Source organism: Rhizobium sp. SG570 (assembly GCF_012275345.1).
Lineage (GTDB): Bacteria > Pseudomonadota > Alphaproteobacteria > Rhizobiales > Rhizobiaceae > Rhizobium > Rhizobium lusitanum.
This window is the reverse complement of the sequence record NZ_JAAZQI010000035.1, coordinates 18,366-37,353: the sequence shown is the minus strand read 5'-3', so window position 1 is coordinate 37,353 and position 18,988 is coordinate 18,366. Positions and strand designations below refer to the sequence as shown.

General features: G+C 59.0%; 19 protein-coding genes. 7 read left to right on the top strand and 12 right to left on the bottom strand.

The genetic code is table 11. The features are described 5' to 3' along the window. Window positions 1-394: 394 nt before the first annotated feature. The 8 genes from FHT28_RS34555 to FHT28_RS34520 are packed head-to-tail and all read right to left on the bottom strand — an operon-like array spanning window position 395 to window position 8,286. On the bottom strand, window positions 395-997 hold the full coding sequence (locus FHT28_RS34555; RefSeq protein ID WP_210255977.1) for an ANTAR domain-containing protein: 603 nt from the start codon (window positions 995-997) through the stop codon (window positions 395-397). Window positions 998-1,001: 4 nt separating this feature from the next. Next, window positions 1,002-2,126, bottom strand: a complete 1,125-nt coding sequence (locus FHT28_RS34550) for a transporter substrate-binding domain-containing protein (protein WP_168598732.1) — start codon at window positions 2,124-2,126, stop codon at window positions 1,002-1,004. 3 nt (window positions 2,127-2,129) lie between these two features. Beyond that, window positions 2,130-3,488: an amidase gene (locus tag FHT28_RS34545; protein WP_168598731.1), complete on the bottom strand. Its 1,359-nt coding sequence runs from the start codon at window positions 3,486-3,488 to the stop codon at window positions 2,130-2,132. Beyond that, window positions 3,478-3,627 (bottom strand): hypothetical protein, encoded by a 150-nt coding sequence (locus FHT28_RS34540; protein WP_168598730.1) that lies wholly within the window; start codon window positions 3,625-3,627, stop codon window positions 3,478-3,480. The genes FHT28_RS34545 and FHT28_RS34540 overlap by 11 nt, the downstream gene beginning before the upstream one ends. A 3-nt stretch (window positions 3,628-3,630) precedes the next feature. Next, entirely contained in the window at window positions 3,631-4,329 is a 699-nt protein-coding gene (locus FHT28_RS34535; RefSeq protein WP_168598729.1) for an ABC transporter ATP-binding protein, read from the bottom strand. Beyond that, complete coding sequence (locus tag FHT28_RS34530) at window positions 4,322-6,169, bottom strand: ATP-binding cassette domain-containing protein (RefSeq protein ID WP_210255976.1); 1,848 nt, start codon at window positions 6,167-6,169, stop codon at window positions 4,322-4,324. The genes FHT28_RS34535 and FHT28_RS34530 overlap by 8 nt, the downstream gene beginning before the upstream one ends. Continuing rightward, window positions 6,151-7,017 (bottom strand): branched-chain amino acid ABC transporter permease, encoded by an 867-nt coding sequence (locus tag FHT28_RS34525; RefSeq protein WP_168598728.1) that lies wholly within the window; start codon window positions 7,015-7,017, stop codon window positions 6,151-6,153. The genes FHT28_RS34530 and FHT28_RS34525 overlap by 19 nt, the downstream gene beginning before the upstream one ends. Before the next feature lie 54 nt (window positions 7,018-7,071). Then, on the bottom strand, window positions 7,072-8,286 hold the full coding sequence (locus FHT28_RS34520) for an ABC transporter substrate-binding protein (RefSeq protein ID WP_210255975.1): 1,215 nt from the start codon (window positions 8,284-8,286) through the stop codon (window positions 7,072-7,074). Window positions 8,287-8,735: 449 nt separating this feature from the next. On the opposite strand from FHT28_RS34520, the gene FHT28_RS34515 reads away from it, so the two are divergent. Together FHT28_RS34515 and FHT28_RS34510 are read left to right on the top strand one after the other, a co-directional pair. Next, a complete protein-coding gene (locus FHT28_RS34515; protein WP_246705041.1) occupies window positions 8,736-9,758 on the top strand; it encodes an alkaline phosphatase family protein in 1,023 nt (340 codons plus the stop codon). A 207-nt stretch (window positions 9,759-9,965) separates the two neighbouring features. Then, entirely contained in the window at window positions 9,966-10,106 is a 141-nt protein-coding gene (locus FHT28_RS34510) for a hypothetical protein (protein ID WP_246705040.1), read from the top strand. Between the two features lie 289 nt (window positions 10,107-10,395). Here FHT28_RS34510 and FHT28_RS34505 read toward each other — a convergent pair whose 3' ends face one another. Together FHT28_RS34505 and FHT28_RS34500 are read right to left on the bottom strand one after the other, a co-directional pair. Further along, entirely contained in the window at window positions 10,396-11,646 is a 1,251-nt protein-coding gene (locus FHT28_RS34505; protein ID WP_246705039.1) for an ATP-binding protein, read from the bottom strand. Window positions 11,647-11,753: 107 nt separating this feature from the next. Then, window positions 11,754-12,413 (bottom strand): response regulator transcription factor, encoded by a 660-nt coding sequence (locus FHT28_RS34500; RefSeq protein ID WP_168598726.1) that lies wholly within the window; start codon window positions 12,411-12,413, stop codon window positions 11,754-11,756. Window positions 12,414-12,785: 372 nt separating this feature from the next. Here FHT28_RS34500 and FHT28_RS34495 point away from each other — a divergent pair, with 372 nt between their 5' ends. Genes FHT28_RS34495 through FHT28_RS34480 form a run of 4 tightly spaced genes read left to right on the top strand, consistent with a single transcriptional unit; the run spans window position 12,786 to window position 16,782 of the window. Then, on the top strand, window positions 12,786-13,139 hold the full coding sequence (locus tag FHT28_RS34495) for a hypothetical protein (RefSeq protein ID WP_168598725.1): 354 nt from the start codon (window positions 12,786-12,788) through the stop codon (window positions 13,137-13,139). Between the two features lie 31 nt (window positions 13,140-13,170). Further along, entirely contained in the window at window positions 13,171-13,647 is a 477-nt protein-coding gene (locus FHT28_RS34490) for a DUF2271 domain-containing protein (RefSeq protein ID WP_168598724.1), read from the top strand. Window positions 13,648-13,664: 17 nt separating this feature from the next. Beyond that, window positions 13,665-15,863 carry a PepSY domain-containing protein gene (locus FHT28_RS34485; RefSeq protein ID WP_168598723.1) on the top strand — a complete coding sequence of 733 codons (2,199 nt, stop codon included), beginning with the start codon at window positions 13,665-13,667 and terminating at the stop codon, window positions 15,861-15,863. Further along, window positions 15,844-16,782, top strand: a complete 939-nt coding sequence (locus FHT28_RS34480; RefSeq protein ID WP_168598722.1) for an FAD:protein FMN transferase — start codon at window positions 15,844-15,846, stop codon at window positions 16,780-16,782. The genes FHT28_RS34485 and FHT28_RS34480 overlap by 20 nt, the downstream gene beginning before the upstream one ends. 144 nt (window positions 16,783-16,926) lie before the next feature. Here the strand turns inward: FHT28_RS34480 and FHT28_RS34475 are convergent, their stop codons facing one another. Both FHT28_RS34475 and FHT28_RS34470 read right to left on the bottom strand, forming a co-directional pair. Then, on the bottom strand, window positions 16,927-17,169 hold the full coding sequence (locus tag FHT28_RS34475; RefSeq protein WP_168598721.1) for a DUF1289 domain-containing protein: 243 nt from the start codon (window positions 17,167-17,169) through the stop codon (window positions 16,927-16,929). A gap of 7 nt (window positions 17,170-17,176) precedes the next feature. Next, entirely contained in the window at window positions 17,177-17,452 is a 276-nt protein-coding gene (locus tag FHT28_RS34470; RefSeq protein ID WP_168598720.1) for a metal/formaldehyde-sensitive transcriptional repressor, read from the bottom strand. 155 nt (window positions 17,453-17,607) lie between these two features. On the opposite strand from FHT28_RS34470, the gene FHT28_RS34465 reads away from it, so the two are divergent. Continuing rightward, on the top strand, window positions 17,608-18,768 hold the full coding sequence (locus FHT28_RS34465) for a nickel/cobalt efflux transporter (protein ID WP_168598719.1): 1,161 nt from the start codon (window positions 17,608-17,610) through the stop codon (window positions 18,766-18,768). The last annotated feature ends 220 nt before the right edge of the window (window positions 18,769-18,988 follow it).

Below are 18,988 nucleotides of genomic sequence, written 5' to 3'. Positions count from 1 at the left end.
GCACGCCCGAAATCCGTCCGCTGCAAAACCGTCACCGCGTAGCCAGAGCATCAAAGACAGAAATCCGTTCTTTCAGCGACCGATGCACCAACGCTGATCGAACGCCTTCCGCATCAGGTCATCGTCAATCTCAGCGATGGGCGCAGCCTGAAGACTGAACGGCTCCACGCGACCGGCTCAGTCGCCGTGCCGCTCACAACCGTCGACCGACGCTCCAAATTTGCTGACTGCCTGCGTTGAGCAGGACTGGAAGCTGGGGGTGCATGACGCATTCTTGAATTTTGAGGACACAGCATCCCTCGAGGACGTGTTGAATGATTTTGAATGATCCGTCGCTTCTTGGCGCATCGGCCAATGGCTCGAAGGATCGCGGGGGATGTTGCGGTGTCCGTGATCAAATGTCGCTCGAGGCAATAATCGCATCGGCAACGGACGCGATCGTCACCTTTGACGTCATCGCTTTTTCGCGAAGGCGCCTATAGGCTTCTTCCTCCGAAATATTGCGGCTGGTCGACAAAATTCCGACGGCCTTTTCAATTCTGCGCCGGGCCTTCAATGTGTCGTCCAGCGACTTGATCCGCTGCTTGAGCCTTGCTTCGTGAGTAGCAAGGCTGACCGCGGTCGTTAAAGCCGCCAGTATCCCGAAGATCCTTACCGGCTTCGATAAGACACCGTGAACATTCATGCGCTGCAGTTCGGTCAGGATCTCCGGCGTCTCGAAAGCAATAATCGCGATCCTGGCCGCCGTGTCGCATGTCGTCACCCATGCCGGCGTCCGATTGTTCCGATCCGGATTGAGCAGAAACAGGACGACATCGATGTAGGTCGGCAGTGCTTCGGGGGCCGGCCAGATCGCTTCTACCTGGCAACCGACACGCTTTATATGGGCCAGAAACATCGATCGCTCGGTGTCATCAGGATGAATGACAAGCACTCGCATCCGGCGCAGACGCCGTAGCATGTCCTCGTCTTTCAGCGGGATGCGATCGTTCATCATCTACCTATCTGCTCAGCGAGCGATCATAAGCGACAAGATAGGGATCAGCTCGGATGGGCGCATTGCTGCGCCAGACGATGTCGAAATCACCGGATATGTTCGCTCTTCCGATCAGCGGCCGCTGCATGAAATGGTTCGTGTCGAGATCGATTGACTTGTCTCCGCTCGGCCCCTTGAAAACCGCGCTGGTCAAGATCGGCAGAATGGAATCACTATCCGTTTCACCACACTGGCGAACGGCGTCGGCATAGATATGGACCAGCGCGTAGCACACTTCCGTGTAAACCCCAGGCGTCTTTCGCTCACCATAGCGTTTCTGAAACGCGGCGACGAATGCTTTGTTCTGAGGGTTGTCCAGCGTCCCGAAGTAGGGCAACGCCGAGAGGTGGCCGGCACGCGCGCCGGCTGACATCTTGGCGAGTTCGGATTCCGTGGTGGTCAGCGAGGCGATCGGAATATCCTGACCATCGCGCTCGACACTATGGAAGGCTTCATACAATACCACACCGTCCTCCCCCACGACCGTTGACATGATCGCATCGACGCCAGAGGCGACCACCCGCTTTAGCGCAGGCTCGAACCGAGCGGCCGACGTACCGAAGGGGAAATAGATTTCTTCGACTACGGACCCGCCGCTGTCCGACAGGAACTCGTTGACGATGCGGTTGATCTCGCGCGCATAGAGCGTGTCGGAGCCCACCAGCGCAATTCTTTTTCCGTGATGGGCGAACAGATATTCAAGAAGTGGAACGATGACCTGGTTGGGGACTGCCCCACCATATATCACGTTCGGCGAATATTCGAAGCCCTCATAGACAGAGGGATAGAAGAGAATGCCATTGTAGCGCTCGACGATCGGCAGAACCGCTTTGCGGCTGGTCGACAGACAGCAGCCGAAGATCGCGTTGATCCCTTGCTTCAAAAGCAGATCAGTCGCCATCCTGTCGTAGCGTTCATCACTGCCATCGGGGTTGACAATAACAGGCTCAATGAGCCGGCCGCGAATGCCGCCCTGCGCGTTCAACTCCTCGCAGGCGAGCAACACACCCTGGATATGTGCCGTCTCAGTCACGGCCATTGGGCCGGATTGCGAGAAGAGGACGCCAATCTTGATCGTGCTGTCCACCATGATTCAATGATCCGCCCTAAGATTCCTGTCGATCCATCCGGCGACCGCGAGAAGCTGCTCGTCGGCATTCGGACGTCCCATCAGCATCATACTGATGGGAAGGCCATCTGGCGACATGCCGATCGGGATCGAGATGCAGGGGAAACCTGCAAGATTGCCGATCCAGCAAAACCACGTCATGGAATCCTGCGTGGTCACCCGACGTCCGCCGAACTCCTGCCATTCCTCACCCGCTCTCGGGGCGACGATCGGAAGCGTCGGTAGGACCAGAGCGTCCCAATTACCTAGATCGACAAGCTGACGGACGAGGTCTCCGCGGATTTGCTGCGCTTTGAGCAGATCCACGCCGGCAAGCAATTTTCCCGCCTCCAGATGAGCGCGGGTCACGGCGCTATAGCCGGCGGCATTCCGTTCCAGCAATGGAGCGTGATAGGCGGACGCCTCGCAATGAAGAATGGCTTCCCAGGCGGCGAAATAGCTGGCGACATTGGTGAGAGCCGCCACCGTGATATCGGCATTGCACCGGGACAAGGCAGACTGGATTGCCGCATCGACTTCGGCGGACCGTTCTAGCCCCTCACCCGCCAGATGGATCAGTCGCGGACGGCCCACGGAAACGGCACCGTCAAATGGCATGGCACGGCGTGTTGCCGGATCTTTTGGGTCGACACCGCAGAAGAACGGCAACAGATGCCCGATATCGTCGAGCGCAGCCGCCAGCGGTCCCGGCGCATCCAGCGACCAGCTGAGCGGGAGAATGCCATGGCGCGATGCACGCCCGTAGCTTGGTTTGAAGCCATATATCCCGCAGGCGCCGGCGGGAATGCGGACAGATCCGCCGGTATCGCTGCCGAGTGCCGCCGCGACGATGCCGGCGGCCACAGCCGCACCGGATCCGCCACTGCTGCCGCCGGTAATTCGATCCGGATTGTGGGGGTTCCTGGTAGGACCGAAACTCGATGTTGAATTGGTCGCGCCGTAGGCCCATTCGTGCATATTGGTCTTGCCGAAAATCACCGCCCCGGCACTGCGCAGATTGGCGACGACGGTCGCATCCATGCCGGCGGGCTCAAGCGGCAGAGCTCTGGAGCAAGCCGTCGTCGGATAGTCTTGCGTCAGATAATTGTCCTTGACAGCGATCGGGATGCCGTCAAGGACACTGAGCGCCCTGCCCTCTGCGCGCCTGACGTCGGCAGCCTTGGCCTGCGATATGACATGCGCCGGCTCCAACGCGACGAATGCATTCAGCGCCTTAAACCTTACCGCTCGGTCGAGTGCTCGCTCGACGAGGAAGGTGGAGGAAATAGCGCCCGAGCGCAGAGCGGCGATCTGCTGCGTCAGCGTTTCCGTCTCAGTTTGCATCACGCACCTCGGGGCAAAAGAAATGCGTTGGCTCTTGCGAGAGCTCGACGTCGAATTTGCCGAGACCGCAACGTATGCGCTTGAGTGTCGCCTCGATGCGGGCGAGTTGATCTCTGGTCAATTCCGGATGCTGTTTCATGATCTAGACTCCCAGCAGCTCTTGCTGAAGTTGTTTATCGGCGCTCAGACGATCGCGATCGGTCTCCAGGCGGATGGCGCCTTTCTCCATGACGTAAGCGCGGGTTGCAATCGACAGGCAGAAATCGAGATCCTGCTCTGCGACAAGTATTGCGATGCCGCGATCACGGTTGATCCGCTTCAGCACGCCAGCGATCTCGTCGATGATAGACGGCTGAACGCCTTCGGTGGGCTCGTCCAGGAGAAGAATCCGCGGCTGGATCGCCAACGCCCTGGCAAGGGCCAGGACTTGTTGCTGACCACCGGAAAGGCCACCTGCAAGATCGCCTGCTTTCGGCTTGAGCATCGGGAAATCCGCCATTGCGGATTCGACCGCCGTCCTGCCGCTGTAACCGTTCGCCTCGGCGGCGACGGCGATATTCTCGATCACCGTCATCCGCGGAAAGACAAAACGCCCCTGCGGGACATAGCCTAGCCCGAGCTTCGCTCGTTTGGCGGGAGACGTCGGCGCTGTCACGCCGTCGATTTCGACATGACCGCGAATGGCGGGTATTAGACCCGTGGCAAAGCGCATCAGCGTTGATTTGCCGACGCCATTGCGGCCAAGGAGGGCGACTACTTCGCCGGCATCAACGTTAAGAGTGACGTCACGGATGATGATGGTCTTGCCATATCCGCCCGTGGCGTTGACGATCTTAAACATGGGCACGCCTCCCGAGATAGATGTCCAGAACCCTATCATTTGCGCGCAACGCCTCGATGTCGCCCTCCGCAAAGACCTCCCCCTGGTGCAAAACGGTGACATGGCCCTCGAGTGTTCTGACGAACTCCATGTCGTGCTCGACTACGATGACCGTCGTATATCTGGCGAGAATGCGGACGAGAGAGGAAAGCTCCCGCGTCTCCTCGTTGGTCATGCCGGCAGCCGGTTCGTCGAGAAGGATGACGCGAGGCGCGAGACACAGCACCATACCGATATCCAACCATTGCTGCTGTCCATGCGACAGGACGGACGCCTGAACCGCAGCCTGATTGGTGAAACCGAGCATGCCCGTGATCTTCTCGCTGATCTCCCTCGCAGCGGGTTTGTTGCGGGTGCGCGCGTAGGCCGCCATCCAAAGATTATCAAAGACAGTCAGTGAGCCGAAGACCTGCGGCTTCTGGTTTTTCACCCCCATGCCCCTGCGGACGCGCTCGAAGATCGGCGCGCGGGTAATGTCGTCGTCTGAGCCGAGGTGGATAGTCCCAGCCTCCGGCGTGTAGATGCCGACGCATGTCTTAAGGAACGAACTCTTTCCGGCGCCGTTCGGGCCAATCAGGGAAGACGGGCGGCCGGGTTCGAAAAGGCGAGATACCCGATTGACGGGCACGACCCCACCGAAGCGCTTGAACGCGTCATGGGTCGCAAGGTTTTTCGCGGGGCCGGCGTGAACCGCAGCATCCTTGAGAAGACCTTCCAGAACATCGGGGTCGATCGACACCGCTCCCGTATCGCGCGCAGCGGCGTTCGTATCCGGAAGATGTCGAAGCCAGAGATCACCAAGCGCCCCAAGCATTCCGTTTTTCAGAAACAGGACCAGAAAGATGAGCACGACACCCAGGATGAGCGTCGTCTGACCGCCGACGGCGCCGCCGCCCAGCCAATAGGAAAGACCGCCGACGGCAATCGCGCCGACGAAAGCCCCTGACAGCGTTCCAAGCCCGCCGACCAGAACATAGATCGGCACCAGCAGCGCTTCCTGGACAGAGAAAATCGACGGGCTAAGGTAATTCGCCCATGCGCCAAACAAAGCGCCCGCAAGACCCGCGACGGCACCTGCGTAGGCAAAATTCACCACCTGATACACGCGCACGTCATAGCCCAGGAGTTCTGCCTTCTGCGCATCGATCCGGATGCAATCGATGACACGCCCGAATGTGCCTTTCATCAACCAGCGCGTCAGCAAATAGACGAGCGCCGAAATCACGACCGTCGCGACAAAGACGGCGACCGGACCAAGCGTTTCAGCATTATCCCCGAAACCAAGGATCATGCCGGGTATATTCGACAGGCCGTTGTCGCCGCCGATCGAGGCCTGGCCGACATCGAGCTGAAAAGACTGGGTCAAGGACCACAGCAATAGCGTGAGGGTATAGGACAGGATCGTGCTTTGAAGGGGTCCCATCCGGGCAAAGAAAATGATCCAACCGAGCGCCGCCGCACACAGTCCGCCGAAGGCAGCACCCGCGGGCAGGCTCCAGATCAGGGTGTTGCCAGTGACAGGACCAAGGTTAAGCGCGATCACGCTGCCGAAGTAACCGCCAAGACCATAGAATGAGGTCTGTCCGAGGCTCAGCAGCCCACCTCTGCCCCAGACGATGTCGAGGCTGAGGCCGAGCAGGCCGAAGATGACCCAGGAGGTTGCGACGTAGGCAAGATAGGGATCCATCACACCGGCGGCAACAAAGCCGGCGCCGATCGCGATGATCGGAAAGGTGAGCCCGGCGGATTTGTAGAGTTTTTCTGAGAAGGTCATGACGCGGCTCACATCTTGCGGCGCCATTTGGCCGATATCCCCATGGGATAGAGCCAAAGCAGCAATGCCGTAACGAGGAAAAAGAAGGCGTCACCCGCCACGGAAGTGAGAAAGCTCGCGGTGATCGAAGCTCCCCCGCCCAGGCCGATCGCCGCGAGAACGCTCCCCGTCAACGTGACCGGACCGGCAACGACGACAGTGAGGAATGCCTTGATGACGAAGGCGAAGCCCATCGACGGCGTGGCCGGCACGATCGGCAGAAGAACGGCACCCGCAAAACCGGCAAGGCCGCATCCGATGGAGAAGGTGAGCGTGTTGACACGGGACGACTCGATGCCGATGGCCTGCGCCATCTCCGGAACCTGGATCGCGGCGCGGGCTTTCATGCCATAAACCGTGCGGGTCATCAGAACATGGACGAACAGACCCATCAGGGCGGCAACGGCAATCATCAGAAGCGGATAGCCGGCCAGGCTATAGTTTCCGATCTTGAGGCTGTAGTGTGGCATGCCGATGCCCGGAGAAACCGTGCCGAAGATCAGCACCGCCAATTGGTAGAAAGCAATGCTCAGGCCCCATGTGGCCAGCATCGTGTCGAGCAGTCGGCCGTAGAGGCGGCGAATGATGAGGATTTCGATCGCCGCACCGATCGCCATTGTCACGGCGATCGCGATCGGGATGGAGAGAACATAGGGAATGCCCCGTTGCGTCGCCGTCAGCGCGGTGTAAGCGCCGATCATCAGGAATTCGCCATGGGCGAGATTGATGACGCCCATCAGCCCGAAGACAACCGCCAGCCCGATCGTCGCGATCAGAAGGATGGATGCGCTTGAGAGCGACGACAGAAGCACTGTCGCCAGATAGTCGATTTGCATGGAAACCTCCTCGATCGAGCGCTTTCCGTCTGGAGAGCGCTCGATGACCTAACCCTACTGGCCTTCCGGGGTGAACTGCTGGGCGAGCGACGGATGGGCGACAAGGTCGCATTTCTCGTTCTCGTAGGTAGGAGCGGCATCAGGGAAGGTTTCGACAATCTTGAAGCTGTGCTTGTCGTCGCCTTCAGCAATGTAAATGTTCTGGCGCAGATGATGCGAACCGGGCTCCAGCTTCACACTGCCGTTCGGCGCATCGAAGGTCAGACCGCTTTCAAGAGCCGCAATAACCGGTTTGGTGTCCGCACTACCTGCCTTGTTGACGGCCGCAGCCCACAAATGCACCGCATTCCAGACATCGACCGCCTCGGAAACGATCGGGGTGTCGTTGCCATATTTTGCCTGCCACAGTTTGACGAAGGCCGCATTGGCGGGATTTTCGACGGGCTGGAAATATCCCTGGCTGGCGATCAGACCTTTGCCGGCTTCAGTAGAGACGACAACCTGCTGATTGCCCGAGCCATAATTGGTCGACACCAAGCCGATCGAATTCTTAAGACCTGCCGCCGCAAATTGCTCGAGGAACCCCGTCTGGTTCGCACCAACCGGCAAGGCTACGACAAAGTCAGGCTTTGCCGCCTGGATCTTTTGGATCGTCGGCGCATAGTCCGTGACCGTCAACGCCAGGAAGTCCTCGCCAACGACCTCTGCGCCCGCCTTTTTGGCATATTCCTTAATCCAATGGGCGGAAATGGTGCCGAAGTTATAATCCGGCGCCATGATGTAGATCTTCTTGCCGTACTTTTTGACAGCCCAGTCGATCAGGACCGAAAGCTGCTGCGAGGCGGAAGAACCCGTGATGAAGGTCTGCTTGTCGCAAGCCCCGCCTTCATAGAGTGCGCTGTAGAAATAGGGGATGTTCGCCTTGCGGATGATGGGCCGGATCGCTTCTCGCGACGAGCTCGTCAGTCCGGCGAACAGGGCTTTTGCCCGGTCCTTCAGGATCGCCGTATTCGAATATTGAATGTATTTGCTCTGCTCCGACTGTGCATCGTAGGAGACGACATCGATCGGTCCGCCAAGCACGCCGCCCTTCGCGTTGATGTCTTCCACGGCGAGTTTGAGAGCGTTGTTCTGCTGGATGCCGTAAATATTCAGGCCACCGGTCAAATCGAAGACCGCTGCAATCTTAGTGTCGGCGAAAGCCGCGGCCGGCAAGAGTGCCAGTGCCGTCGATACTGCTATAGTTTTGGCTGAAAGGGCTGTTCCCACGGTTATTCATCTCCATTTGTAAGAGCTGAACACCGGTTTATCCGCATGATTGCGTGCTTTAAACGCAAAACGACGCTTGAGGAACTGATGTCCAGCAGCGTCGTGTGGATTTATGTGCGTCTTTGCACCCAATATGGGTAACAGAGACGGGGATGGCATGTCAACGGCCTTTGACAACGCCGATGAAATGCTCGGCCATAATTCGGTTGACGCGTAGATCCGCATCCCTGCTCTTGATGGGAGTCGAACCGTCGATCCTCCCGTTACGAGAGCTATGCAATTGAAACTCCTCGGTGCGAACACCGGCGTTCGGTTTCACAACGCTTTGACCGGATTTGCGTTTGAGGTCGATCCATGCAACGGCTGAGAACCCGTTGACAAATTTGCGATATTGATCCTTCAGGCAGGGTCGCGATGAAATGCAAAGTTAAGTGAGATTCTCTACGCAAATGAACGGTATGGTGTCGTTATCTCCGGCCAGTCAACGGTGTGTCCGGCTTAAGAGTAGTCTGCAGTTCATCACTCTGTCATGCCTCAGCACTAGCGTCTTCGCGGGGGCTTATTCCATCAAGGAGGCGTGGATGTATAAATTTATGGCCGGTCTTTTGCTCGGCACGTCGCTGACCTGCCTGGCGGCAGCAGCTCCGGCGAACGAGGCCCATGTGAAAGCGGTGGTCAATGAAATCAAGGGGCTCGACAGCACGGGTGCGAACAAGCAGCCGGTTCCGGCGCTGTTTGGTTTGAATCTGCAGGCCGTGAGCGTTGGGCAGAAATTGCCGAAAGCTGGGCCTGGCGATGCGGCCAGTATGGTCGGCGGTTATGCAGATGCCAACGGCACACCGAACAGCGGGCTAGCACTGCAACTCGATTATGTCGATCACGCCCTGGGCGAATTGGTCGGCGCCTTGCACGACAATAAGCTCGACGACACCACGCTCGTTGTTATTGCCTCGAAACATGGCCAGTCACCGATCGATCCGTCGAAGTTCCAGCCGACCGACGAAGATCCCTACACGAAAACGCCAGGCTATGCCTTCCACATCGCCGACGATGCGTCGTTGATCTGGCTGAAGCCGGACGGGCGGGCAAAATCGCTGGCTGCCGCAGCCGAGTATCTGAAAGACCAAGGCAAAGCGCTCGGCATCGGCCAGTTGCTGACCAGCAATCAAGTGGCGCTGGCCTACGAGGATCCGGCCAGCGATGCGCGAGCGCCCGATTTCATCGTGACCGTCAATCCCGGCGTGGTCTATACGGGTGGCAAGAAAATCGCCGAACATGGTGGCGGCAATGCCAATGACCGCAACGTGGCACTGCTTCTGAGCAATCCGTCCATCCCGTCGCGCACGATCACAGCGCTGGTGCAGACGACACAAGTGGCGCCGACGATTCTGCAGGCACTCGGCTATGACCCGAAGGAATTGCAGGCGGTTCAGAAGGAAGCGACGCAGGCACTGCCCGGCATGCCGTTCTGACATGTTGCAGCGGCGCCTCTTATTCCCGTATTGCGGGGAAGAGATAGAAAAGGGCACCGCGATATGCCCCGTGGCACTGGCGCAAACTTTGCGTCAGCGTCACTTCATGCCAAGTTGACAACACGAGCGCCGAGGGTCGGTTGTTAGCGGAAATCAACACCCAGCCTATCCCATAAGCCGGTGTTCCCGCCCAGGACCGTCGACCAGATGAATGATACCGCCGCCGCGCACGGCGGAGAAGCTGATATCAATCCGAAGCAGGACCTCGGCTTTCTTTGCAATCGCAATCTCGCCGATCCAGGCGGCCATGTCTGGGAAGCAGTACGGATGGAATCCGCCGGTGGCTGAACGTCGTCGGGTCGCGTAGTACTCAACCCGATGTGCTCCGTTGTCTTCAATTTGGGCTGCTACGGAGAGTCTTAGTCCGCCCGAAGGCGTGCCTATAGTCGTCGGGCAGCCTCAACACTTCAGGCAGGTGTCAGGCAATTCGGGCATCCCGACGCGAGACGATAGGAGGCCAAATGTGCGAACTCGATACCGCCATTACCGGATGGATCAACAGCCTGTCCGCTCAAGGCAGGATGGTCACTCTCTCGTCTTGGCCCCCTGACATTGACGGTGCACCGTCAGCGCCGCATCAGTTAATCGGTAAGCTTACCCGCACCTCGACGCCTCCACCACTTCCCCGAAGAGGTGACACAACCTCGATCGCGGCTCCGACGCGGTCCGCAATCGCCTTGACGATAGCAAGCCCAAGGCCGCTCCCGACAATCTTGAGGTTGCCGCGTTCAAACCGACGCATGAGCCGGTCCACTGCCTCCGGTGGAAGAATCGCGCCATCATTAGCGACGGATAATATTCCTTGCCGATCGAGCGTGACACGGACCGGACTTCGCTGCGCTCCATATTTCAATGCATTTTCGATTAGATTGCGGGCAAGAATGCCCACTGCATCTGGATCGAGAGGCGATAGAACGGCCATTTCAGGCATGGCCAACTCGATTCGCCCCTGTCCGGCGCGTTCGAAATCCTTGACGATCATATGCAGGACCGATCTCAGATCGAATGCTTCGTCTGAGCGCAACCGGCCACCCTCGGCCCGCGCAAGCTGCATGAGCTTTTCAGACATGCGCATGAGGCGCTTGAGCGTCGTTTCGATCTCCTTCGTGCGTTCCGCGGTCAGCTCCTCTTTCGTCTCGGAGCTTATGCGTTGAGCTTGTGCGATCGCACCGGCAACGGGGGTTCGAAGCTCATGCGCAACGTTCGCCGCAAAGGTCCGTTCGGCGTCAAAGGCGCCCTTCAAACGCGCAAGAAGCTGATTGATGCCCGTCGATATCGGCAGTAATTCGCGTGGCAGCCCGGCGGCAGCTAATGGGGAGAGGTCTTGTGCACCGCGGAGCGAAAGCCCCTGTTTGAGTGCGCGGACCGGACGCAGCGAAATCCGGACTGCGACAAGGATTGCCATCAGACTGAGCGGAATAACGATCAAAAGCGGCAGTACCAAACCAAGCAGCATCTTTTTCGATAGTTCCTGGCGATGTGCCAGCGGTTCGGCCACAGAGATGCTGAGGTTTCCATCAGTGCTTACCGCAGAATAGAGCTGATGGGTACCGGTTTGGGAAAATCCCTGCTTCTCGAAGGGAGGAAAGACTGAGGCGTCCACTCCTGCAGAGCCAAGCACGATGCGACCCTGTCTGTCACGCAGTATAAATGTCACGTCTTCGCCGTAACGAAATTCTCGTTTAGGTTGCGCGTCACGACGACTGTCGTCTTCTTCGCCAACCTCAGCGGTTTCGTGTCGGGGATGTCCTTCCCGCAAGTCATGCTGGGCGATGGGCAAGATGCGCTCCGCCGTCGCCTTCAGACCGTCGTCATAGACCTGCTCCATTTCTCGCTCGAGCCGGTCTGCGGTGGCGACGGCGGCTGCAAGCCACAGTACCGTGACGGATGCACCAATCGCGATTGCCAACCGCGCCTGAAGCGAGGATACCCGCTTCATGGCCGCCCCAGCCTATAACCAAGTCCGCGCTCGGTTTCGATCACACGCGCGCCCAGCTTCTTGCGTAGCCGGCTCACATGAACCTCAATGGCATTGCTCTCAACTTCCTGATCGAAAGAATAAAGCCGTTCTTCGAGCTGCGCCTTGGAAAGCAACTGGCCGGGACGCTGGACAAACGCCTCGAACAAAACCCATTCTCGCGCCGTCAGGACGACGGGCTTACCATCCAGCCTGACGCTGCGCCCAGCAAGGTCGACTTCTAACGAACCTAGCATAACGATTGGATTCGGATTGCCCGTGTAGCGGCGTGCAACAGATCCGATGCGCGCGGATAGTTCGTCCAGGTCGAAAGGCTTAACCATGTAGTCATCCGCTCCGGCGTTAAGCCCCGAGATCCGATCCGACACCTGATCGAGTGCGGTCAATATGATCACGGGTGTGACGTCGCCCCGCGCCCTCAACGCCTTGAGAAACGGAATGCCAAGCCCGTCTGGCAGCATCAGGTCAAGCAAGATGAGATCGTAGCTGGTCGAAGCACGCGCGTCTCGCGCGCTGTCAAGGCGGCTCATCCAATCGACGGAATGTCCATCCGCTGCGATCTGATCACGAATAGCCGTCCCCAGCGCCCTGTCGTCCTCGATCAGTAAGACTCTCATGCTCAGCCTCTCCTTTGCCTTCCTGTGTAGTCCAACCGTTGGCTTACGGGAAGCTGAAGCAAACTATCAGCGTCTGTCAGGTGCCGGTCAGCTTGGGGTTCGAATGATCGCCTCGACCAAAAGAACAAACCAAGATGAAAACCGCATCTCACCGAGCATTACACTTAGCATCATGGCAGCGATATCCCGAGCACCCAGGAGAGGACGGCGATAGTCCGCCGACTGGAATGGACACGAGATGGCCGGCGATGGGCCGGAGTCCGCTGCCCGGTGCTGAGCGCATCGAGATTGCCCCCTCGGGCTCGATGTCGCGTAGCTCGATGAACACTGCGCTAACGGTGCCCGCAAGCTTATTCCCAAGGAGATCTACCCATGATCAACCTCAGACTTCTTCTCGCCGCTGCTGTCGGCACAAGCATTCTTGCCGCCGCCGCGGCCCGGGCCTTGCCGCTCGACATGCTAAGGTTCGACACCGCAGGTCGAGACATCGTCAAGGTCGATAACCGCGAACACGAGCGAAAAAGCCAAACCGAGGGATATCGCCAACCGCGGGACGGCAATGGCGATTACGCCGCCAACGACTGCGGCGAACATGGCGAGGAAGAAGATGACGGCGGCAGCGATGATGTCTGCGGCAACGAAAACACTCCCATCCCAAAGGACGCCACTCCGCCGAGCAACGGCCTCTTTGTGCCCGGCAGCATGCCGCATAGCCAGATGAATTGATCACGCCCTTCTTTTCTTATCGGAGCATATGATGCGAACCAAACCCATGTTGGCCGTACTAGCCGTCACGACAGCCCTGACAATGCCGAGCCTTGCGCTGGCAAGCCAGGTGACCTTCACCACCAACATGCGCAGTTTCGGCGGCAACGGAGCCTATCTCGCCTATTACGTCACGGATGGGCAGGGCAAATATGTGGGCAGCCTCTGGATGGCCGGCGGCAAGGCGCGCTACTACGAACACCTGAACGGGTGGTATCGCGCGACCAGAGGCGCCACAAGAGAAATCAACGGCATCACCGGCGCCAGCGTCGGCTCAGGTCGCACGCTTAAAATCACCGTCGATCTTGCCGATACCCTCTTCGACGCTGGCTACCGGCTGCACATCGATTCCGCCGCCGAAGACATGCAGGATAGTCCCAACGAAGTCGTCGTACCGCTGACTTCAGCGGGCGCAGATCATGCGATCAAAGGCAGCCGCTACATCGCCGACTTCACCTATTCGCGTTAATTACCAAGGAAATTGATATGATTCGGTCGCTCCACCGCTGGTTCGGGCTGATCGCCGCAGCACTCGTCACTGTCATTGCGATAAGCGGCACCGCACTTTCGGTCTTCCCGGCCCTTGAGACGCTCACAATTCCCACCAGTCAGCAGATCAGCGTGGCCGAACTCGCCGCACGCATTCAGGCTGTAGAGCCTTCGGTGGAGCAAATCAGGCGCGCACCAACCGGCCGGATCACGGCATACTATCTCGAAGGCGACCAGCCAGTCTCATCCATCATCGATCCGATGACCGGGAGACCGGTTGGCAGCGCCAACACAACGAACGTCGAGCGGTGGCTTATCAATTTCCATCGGTCCTTGTTTCTTAACGACACCGGTCGCCTCGTTGCCGCCGGTGGCGCGGCAGCGCTGCTGACACTGGCTCTCTCGGGGCTATCACTGCTGGCACGTCGGGCAGGCGGATGGCGCCTTATCCTCAAGCCTGCAAAGGGCACCGGCAATAGACGCCTGCACGCGGTCGTTTCGCGGCTTGCGCTGCCCGGCCTCCTTCTGTCGTCGCTCACCGCCCTCTGGATGACCGCAGCAACCTTCGGCTACCTGCCGGAGGGCGCCGGCGCGCCACCCTTTCCGTCGGAAGTGAGCGGGGCCACAGGCGTTCCCGTCGGCACCATCTCCGTTTTGCGCCGGACCTCGGTCGACACACTGCGCTCACTTCGCTTTCCAGCCGTGGACAATGCGACTGACACATTTACCCTCAAGACCGACACCGGTGAGGGCTTTATCGATCAGGGCACCGGTGCGCTAATCGCGTGGCAAGGTTCAAACTGGGTCGACCGCGTGACAGACTTTGTCGTCATGCTGCATACAGGTCGAGGCATGGCGTGGGTCGGCCTGCTCCTTGGTGTTTGCGCGCTCGCCATTCCCGTCCTGAGCTGGACCGGCCTCACCGTCTGGTTCACCGGCCGCGGCAGGAAAAAGGGAAGTTCGGCTTCCGCGCGCGACGCTGATACCATAGTCCTCGTCGGCAGCGACGGTGGCACCACTTGGAAATTTGCCGAAACCCTGAGCAAATCGCTCTCGGTTCAGGGCATGCGTGTCCATGTTGCTCCGATGTCCGCATTCGAGCCGGCGCGATGGGCGCGGGCGCGTCGATTGATTTTGCTTACCGCGACCTTCGGGGATGGCGAAGCTCCGGCTTCGGCGCGCGGCTTCCTTGAACGCCTTCGGCGCAGACCCGTTAGGCAGGATCTTTCGCTGGCAGTTCTGGGCTTCGGTGACCGCAGCTTCCCCTCCTTCTGCGGCTTCGCAGCTGAAGTCGCACGGGTGGCGGAAGAAAAGGGTTGGAATATGTTGTTGCCTTACGACAGCGTGGACCGCCAGTCGATCCAGGACTTTGCCCGCTGGGGCCGGAACCTCGCCCAAACGCTCGGTCGGAGCTTCGAACTCAATCACCTGCAGACCAGACCGAAGACGTGGGACCTGTCGCTCGCCTCGCGCCGCGATTACGGTGCAAGCGGCGAGGCAACCACTGTCATCCTGCGTTTTTCCCTGCCGAAGATTTCCATTCGGCAGCGTCTGACAGGTAAGACGCTGCCGCGGTTCGAGGCAGGCGATCTAGTCGGCATCCTGCCCCAAGGTTCGAATGTGCCGCGCTTCTATTCGCTCGCATCGGCCTCAAGTGACGGGTTCTTGGAAATCTGCGTCCGAAAACAGCCGGGCGGCCTCTGTTCCGGGCAGCTTACGACGCTTGAACCCGGACAGACAGTGAGCGCTTTCGTTCGTGCTAATCCGGATTTCCGGCCAGCACGCGGTCGAAGGCCGGTCATCCTCATCGGTGCTGGCACCGGCATCGGTCCGCTGGCGGGCTTTGCCCGCGCGAACATGGCGCGCCGACCTATGTATCTTTATTTCGGGACACGCCATCCGGCGAGCGACGCCTTCTATGCGGAGGAATTGTCGAACTGGAGGACGGAAGGCCGCCTGGCGGACGTCGTTGCTGCTTTTTCGCGCACGGTGAACCCGACCTACGTTCAGGACGTCCTGCGCAATGACGGTGCAAGGATCCGCAAGCTGGTCGCGACGGGAGGTCAGATCCTGGTCTGCGGCGGCCGCGAGATGGCATTGGGAGTGGCCGCGGCTCTCGCAGATATCCTGACGCCGCACGGCATTGATCTCGCCATTCTCAAGGCGGAGGGCCGCTATGCCGAAGACGTTTACTAATCTTGCCCGCCACGCCCTAAACGGGGCCACCATGGGAACTCGCTGGTCGGCGCTTTTTCACATGCCGTTCGACTTCAAAGCCGCGGAGGTCGATGCCGCCATGGCAAACGCCGTCGCGCAGGTCGATCGGCAGATGTCCACGTGGAAACCAGACAGCGATCTTAATCGCCTCAACAGCGCTACTCTTGGCGAATGGGTATCCCTGCCCGAAGAGCTTATGAACGTGCTCCAGGCCGGGCTCTCAATCGGCGAAGCTTCGGACGGAGCTTTCGACATTGGCGTGGGCGACGCCGTCACCGCCTGGGGTTTCGGGATGGTAGACGCAGACGAGACGGCTATCAGGGCCGCTCGCATCAAGCACCGCAACCCGACCTATCACACGCTGGAACTCGACATGGCCAATCGAAGAGCACGTAAGCACGCCGCCGCGTGTTTCGACCTTAACGGCATAGCCAAGGGCTACGGTGTCGATCGGCTGGTTGATGCAGCTCGCCAGCACGGTGTGGAAGCCGGCCTTTTCGCGATCGACGGTGAACTGCTCGCGCTCGGTAGCCAACCGGACGGCAGTGCTTGGACGATTGCCATTGAGAGACCTGATCGTCACCAACGAGCGCCGCGCTCCATCATCGAGCTTTCCGGTGCTGCCATCGCGACATCGGGGGATTATCGCCATTGGGTGGAGGTTGGCGGACACCGTCTGTCCCATACCATGGATCCACGGCTCGGCATGCCGCTCCAAAATCCACCCGCGTCGGCGACGGTAATCGCTGGCAATTGTATGAGTGCCGACGCGTGGGCGACGGCAATGATGGTCCTCGGCGAGGCAGGTCTTCCGCGCGCCGAACATGCCGGGCTCTCTGTTCTGTTGCTATCGGATGATCAAACGAGATGCCGCAGGTGCGGCTTATTCATGAAGTGATCAGAAGGTTACTCCGCGATCATTTGGATATTCCTGAAGCTGGGATTACGTCCGTACGTAGCCGCACGTTTAAGTGAAGGCCACTCGAATAGGGCAGCTGCGCTCTTGGGGATCACGGGAAATATCTTCGGATCGCATGCTGTTTTAAGCTATGTCAAAGCCACTCCGGTCGGAGGCCGCCAGCGGATTGGCGTTCTGCCGGAGCCTGGTATCAGCCTTTTGAAGGCGATCAAGACGACGCGGCAACTCCTTGGAAAGAGTCGTGCGATGATACGGCGACATCTTCCGCCAGGCGCGGATTTCTTCGAGCGTCCGCCCACACCCGACGCACCACTTGCTGCGCGGCTCATACTGACAGACCTCTGTGCAGGGAGAATCCTTGGCCATCGGAAGCCTATTTCAGATAAGCGCGTACGATGTCGATCAGCTCGGCCGCTCCTTCGTCGCGCTCACTTTGCGGGAGGTCAGCCGCCTGTAGATGGAAACGGATGTGATCCTCGATCACCTCGTTCATCAGCCCATTCATGGCGCCACGGATGCCCGCGATCAACTGCATGACATCGGTATGGCTCTTTTCGTCTTCCAGCATCCGCTCCAGGCCTTCGACCTGACCGCGAAGCCGGCGTACGCGGTTTATGAGTTTTGCTTTTTCGCGGACGGTATGAGTCATGCGGCTGCTCCTGAAATTAGCGGTCCAGACCGATAAGCCGCCAAGGCCTCAGTCTCAATCGTCTCGTATCACAAACATATTTCGTTGGGATTGACAATAAATAATATACCCCCCTATGCTATGATGAAAATTAAGCAATGCCAGAAAGCCCCACAATGACGTCCCTTCCCGCACTCCTTCAGCAGGGTACGGCCCACGCCTGGCTGTTCATTCCCACCGCTATCTTCCTTGGCGCCCTTCACGGGCTTGAGCCAGGTCATTCCAAGACGATGATGGCAGCATTCATCATTGCCGTCCGTGGCACGATCATGCAGGCTGCGCTCCTCGGCGTCTCGGCCGCGATTTCCCATACAGCGGTTGTGTGGGTCGTAGCTCTTGGCGGCCAGTATCTTGGCCGCGGTATGAACGCAGAAACCATCGAGCCATACTTCCAGATCGCTTCTGCCGTGATTGTCATCGGCATCGCCTTATGGATGATCCGGCGGACCTGGCGCGAAACGCACCTTGAGGCTGCGCATAACCATAGTCATGACCATGATCACGGTCGCGGCGACGAAACGCGCAAGATCGACACAGGCCACGGCATTATGGCTTTGGAAGTCTTTGAGGATGGTGTCCCGCCGCACTTCCGAATTCGCTTTGAAACCGGTCACGGCTGGCGTGCGAAGGACGTCGCGATCGTGACGGAGCGGGACGGTGGCGCCAAGCAAGCCTTCGCCTTCGTCGATAAGGGCGCTTACCTCGAGAGCCTGGAAGAGATTCCAGAGCCACACGAATTCAGCGCCCGCGTCAGCCTCGGACATGGCGATCATACCCATGACTACGATGTGGCCTATAGCGAAGATGGCCACCACCATCATAATCACGGCCTATCGATCGGTGAAGAAGGTGAGCATATGGACGCACATGCTCGGGCCCACGCCAACGACATTGCCCGCCGTTTCAAAAACCAGAGCGTCACAACGGGCCAGATCATCATGTTCGGCCTGACCGGCGGCCTGATCCCATGCCCTGCAGCGATCACCGTGCTGCTGCTATGTTTGCAGCTCAAGCAGTTATCCCTCGGTGTCGTTCTAGTCGTGTGCTTTAGCATCGGCCTGGCCATAACGATGGTCGCGGCAGGTGTGGCAGCTTCGATCAGCGTGCGACACGTGCAGAAGCGCTGGTCCGGCTTCGACACGTTCGCCAAGCGGGCACCTTACGCCTCAGGTGTGCTGATGCTCGTGATTGCGCTCTATATGGGCTATTCGGGCTGGGCGGGCCTGGAAAAGGGGCCCGCGCCTGAAGCGGCGGCAGTTATCACGCCTGCAGGCTGATCCTCAATCCGGTCGCCGAACCTTCGGCGGCCGGTTTCATTTTATAGAGGAATGCGGACACGCGATAAAAGACCACGATCACGATAGCTACGGTCACACGCCTCGCGATTTCGGGAAGGCGTTTGCGGTCGGCCTATTTCTGAACAGCGCTTTCGTAGTTATAGAAGTGGTCTATGGCGGGCGATGTCACGTTGTCTGGCTACGAACGCGTTGCGGCCTT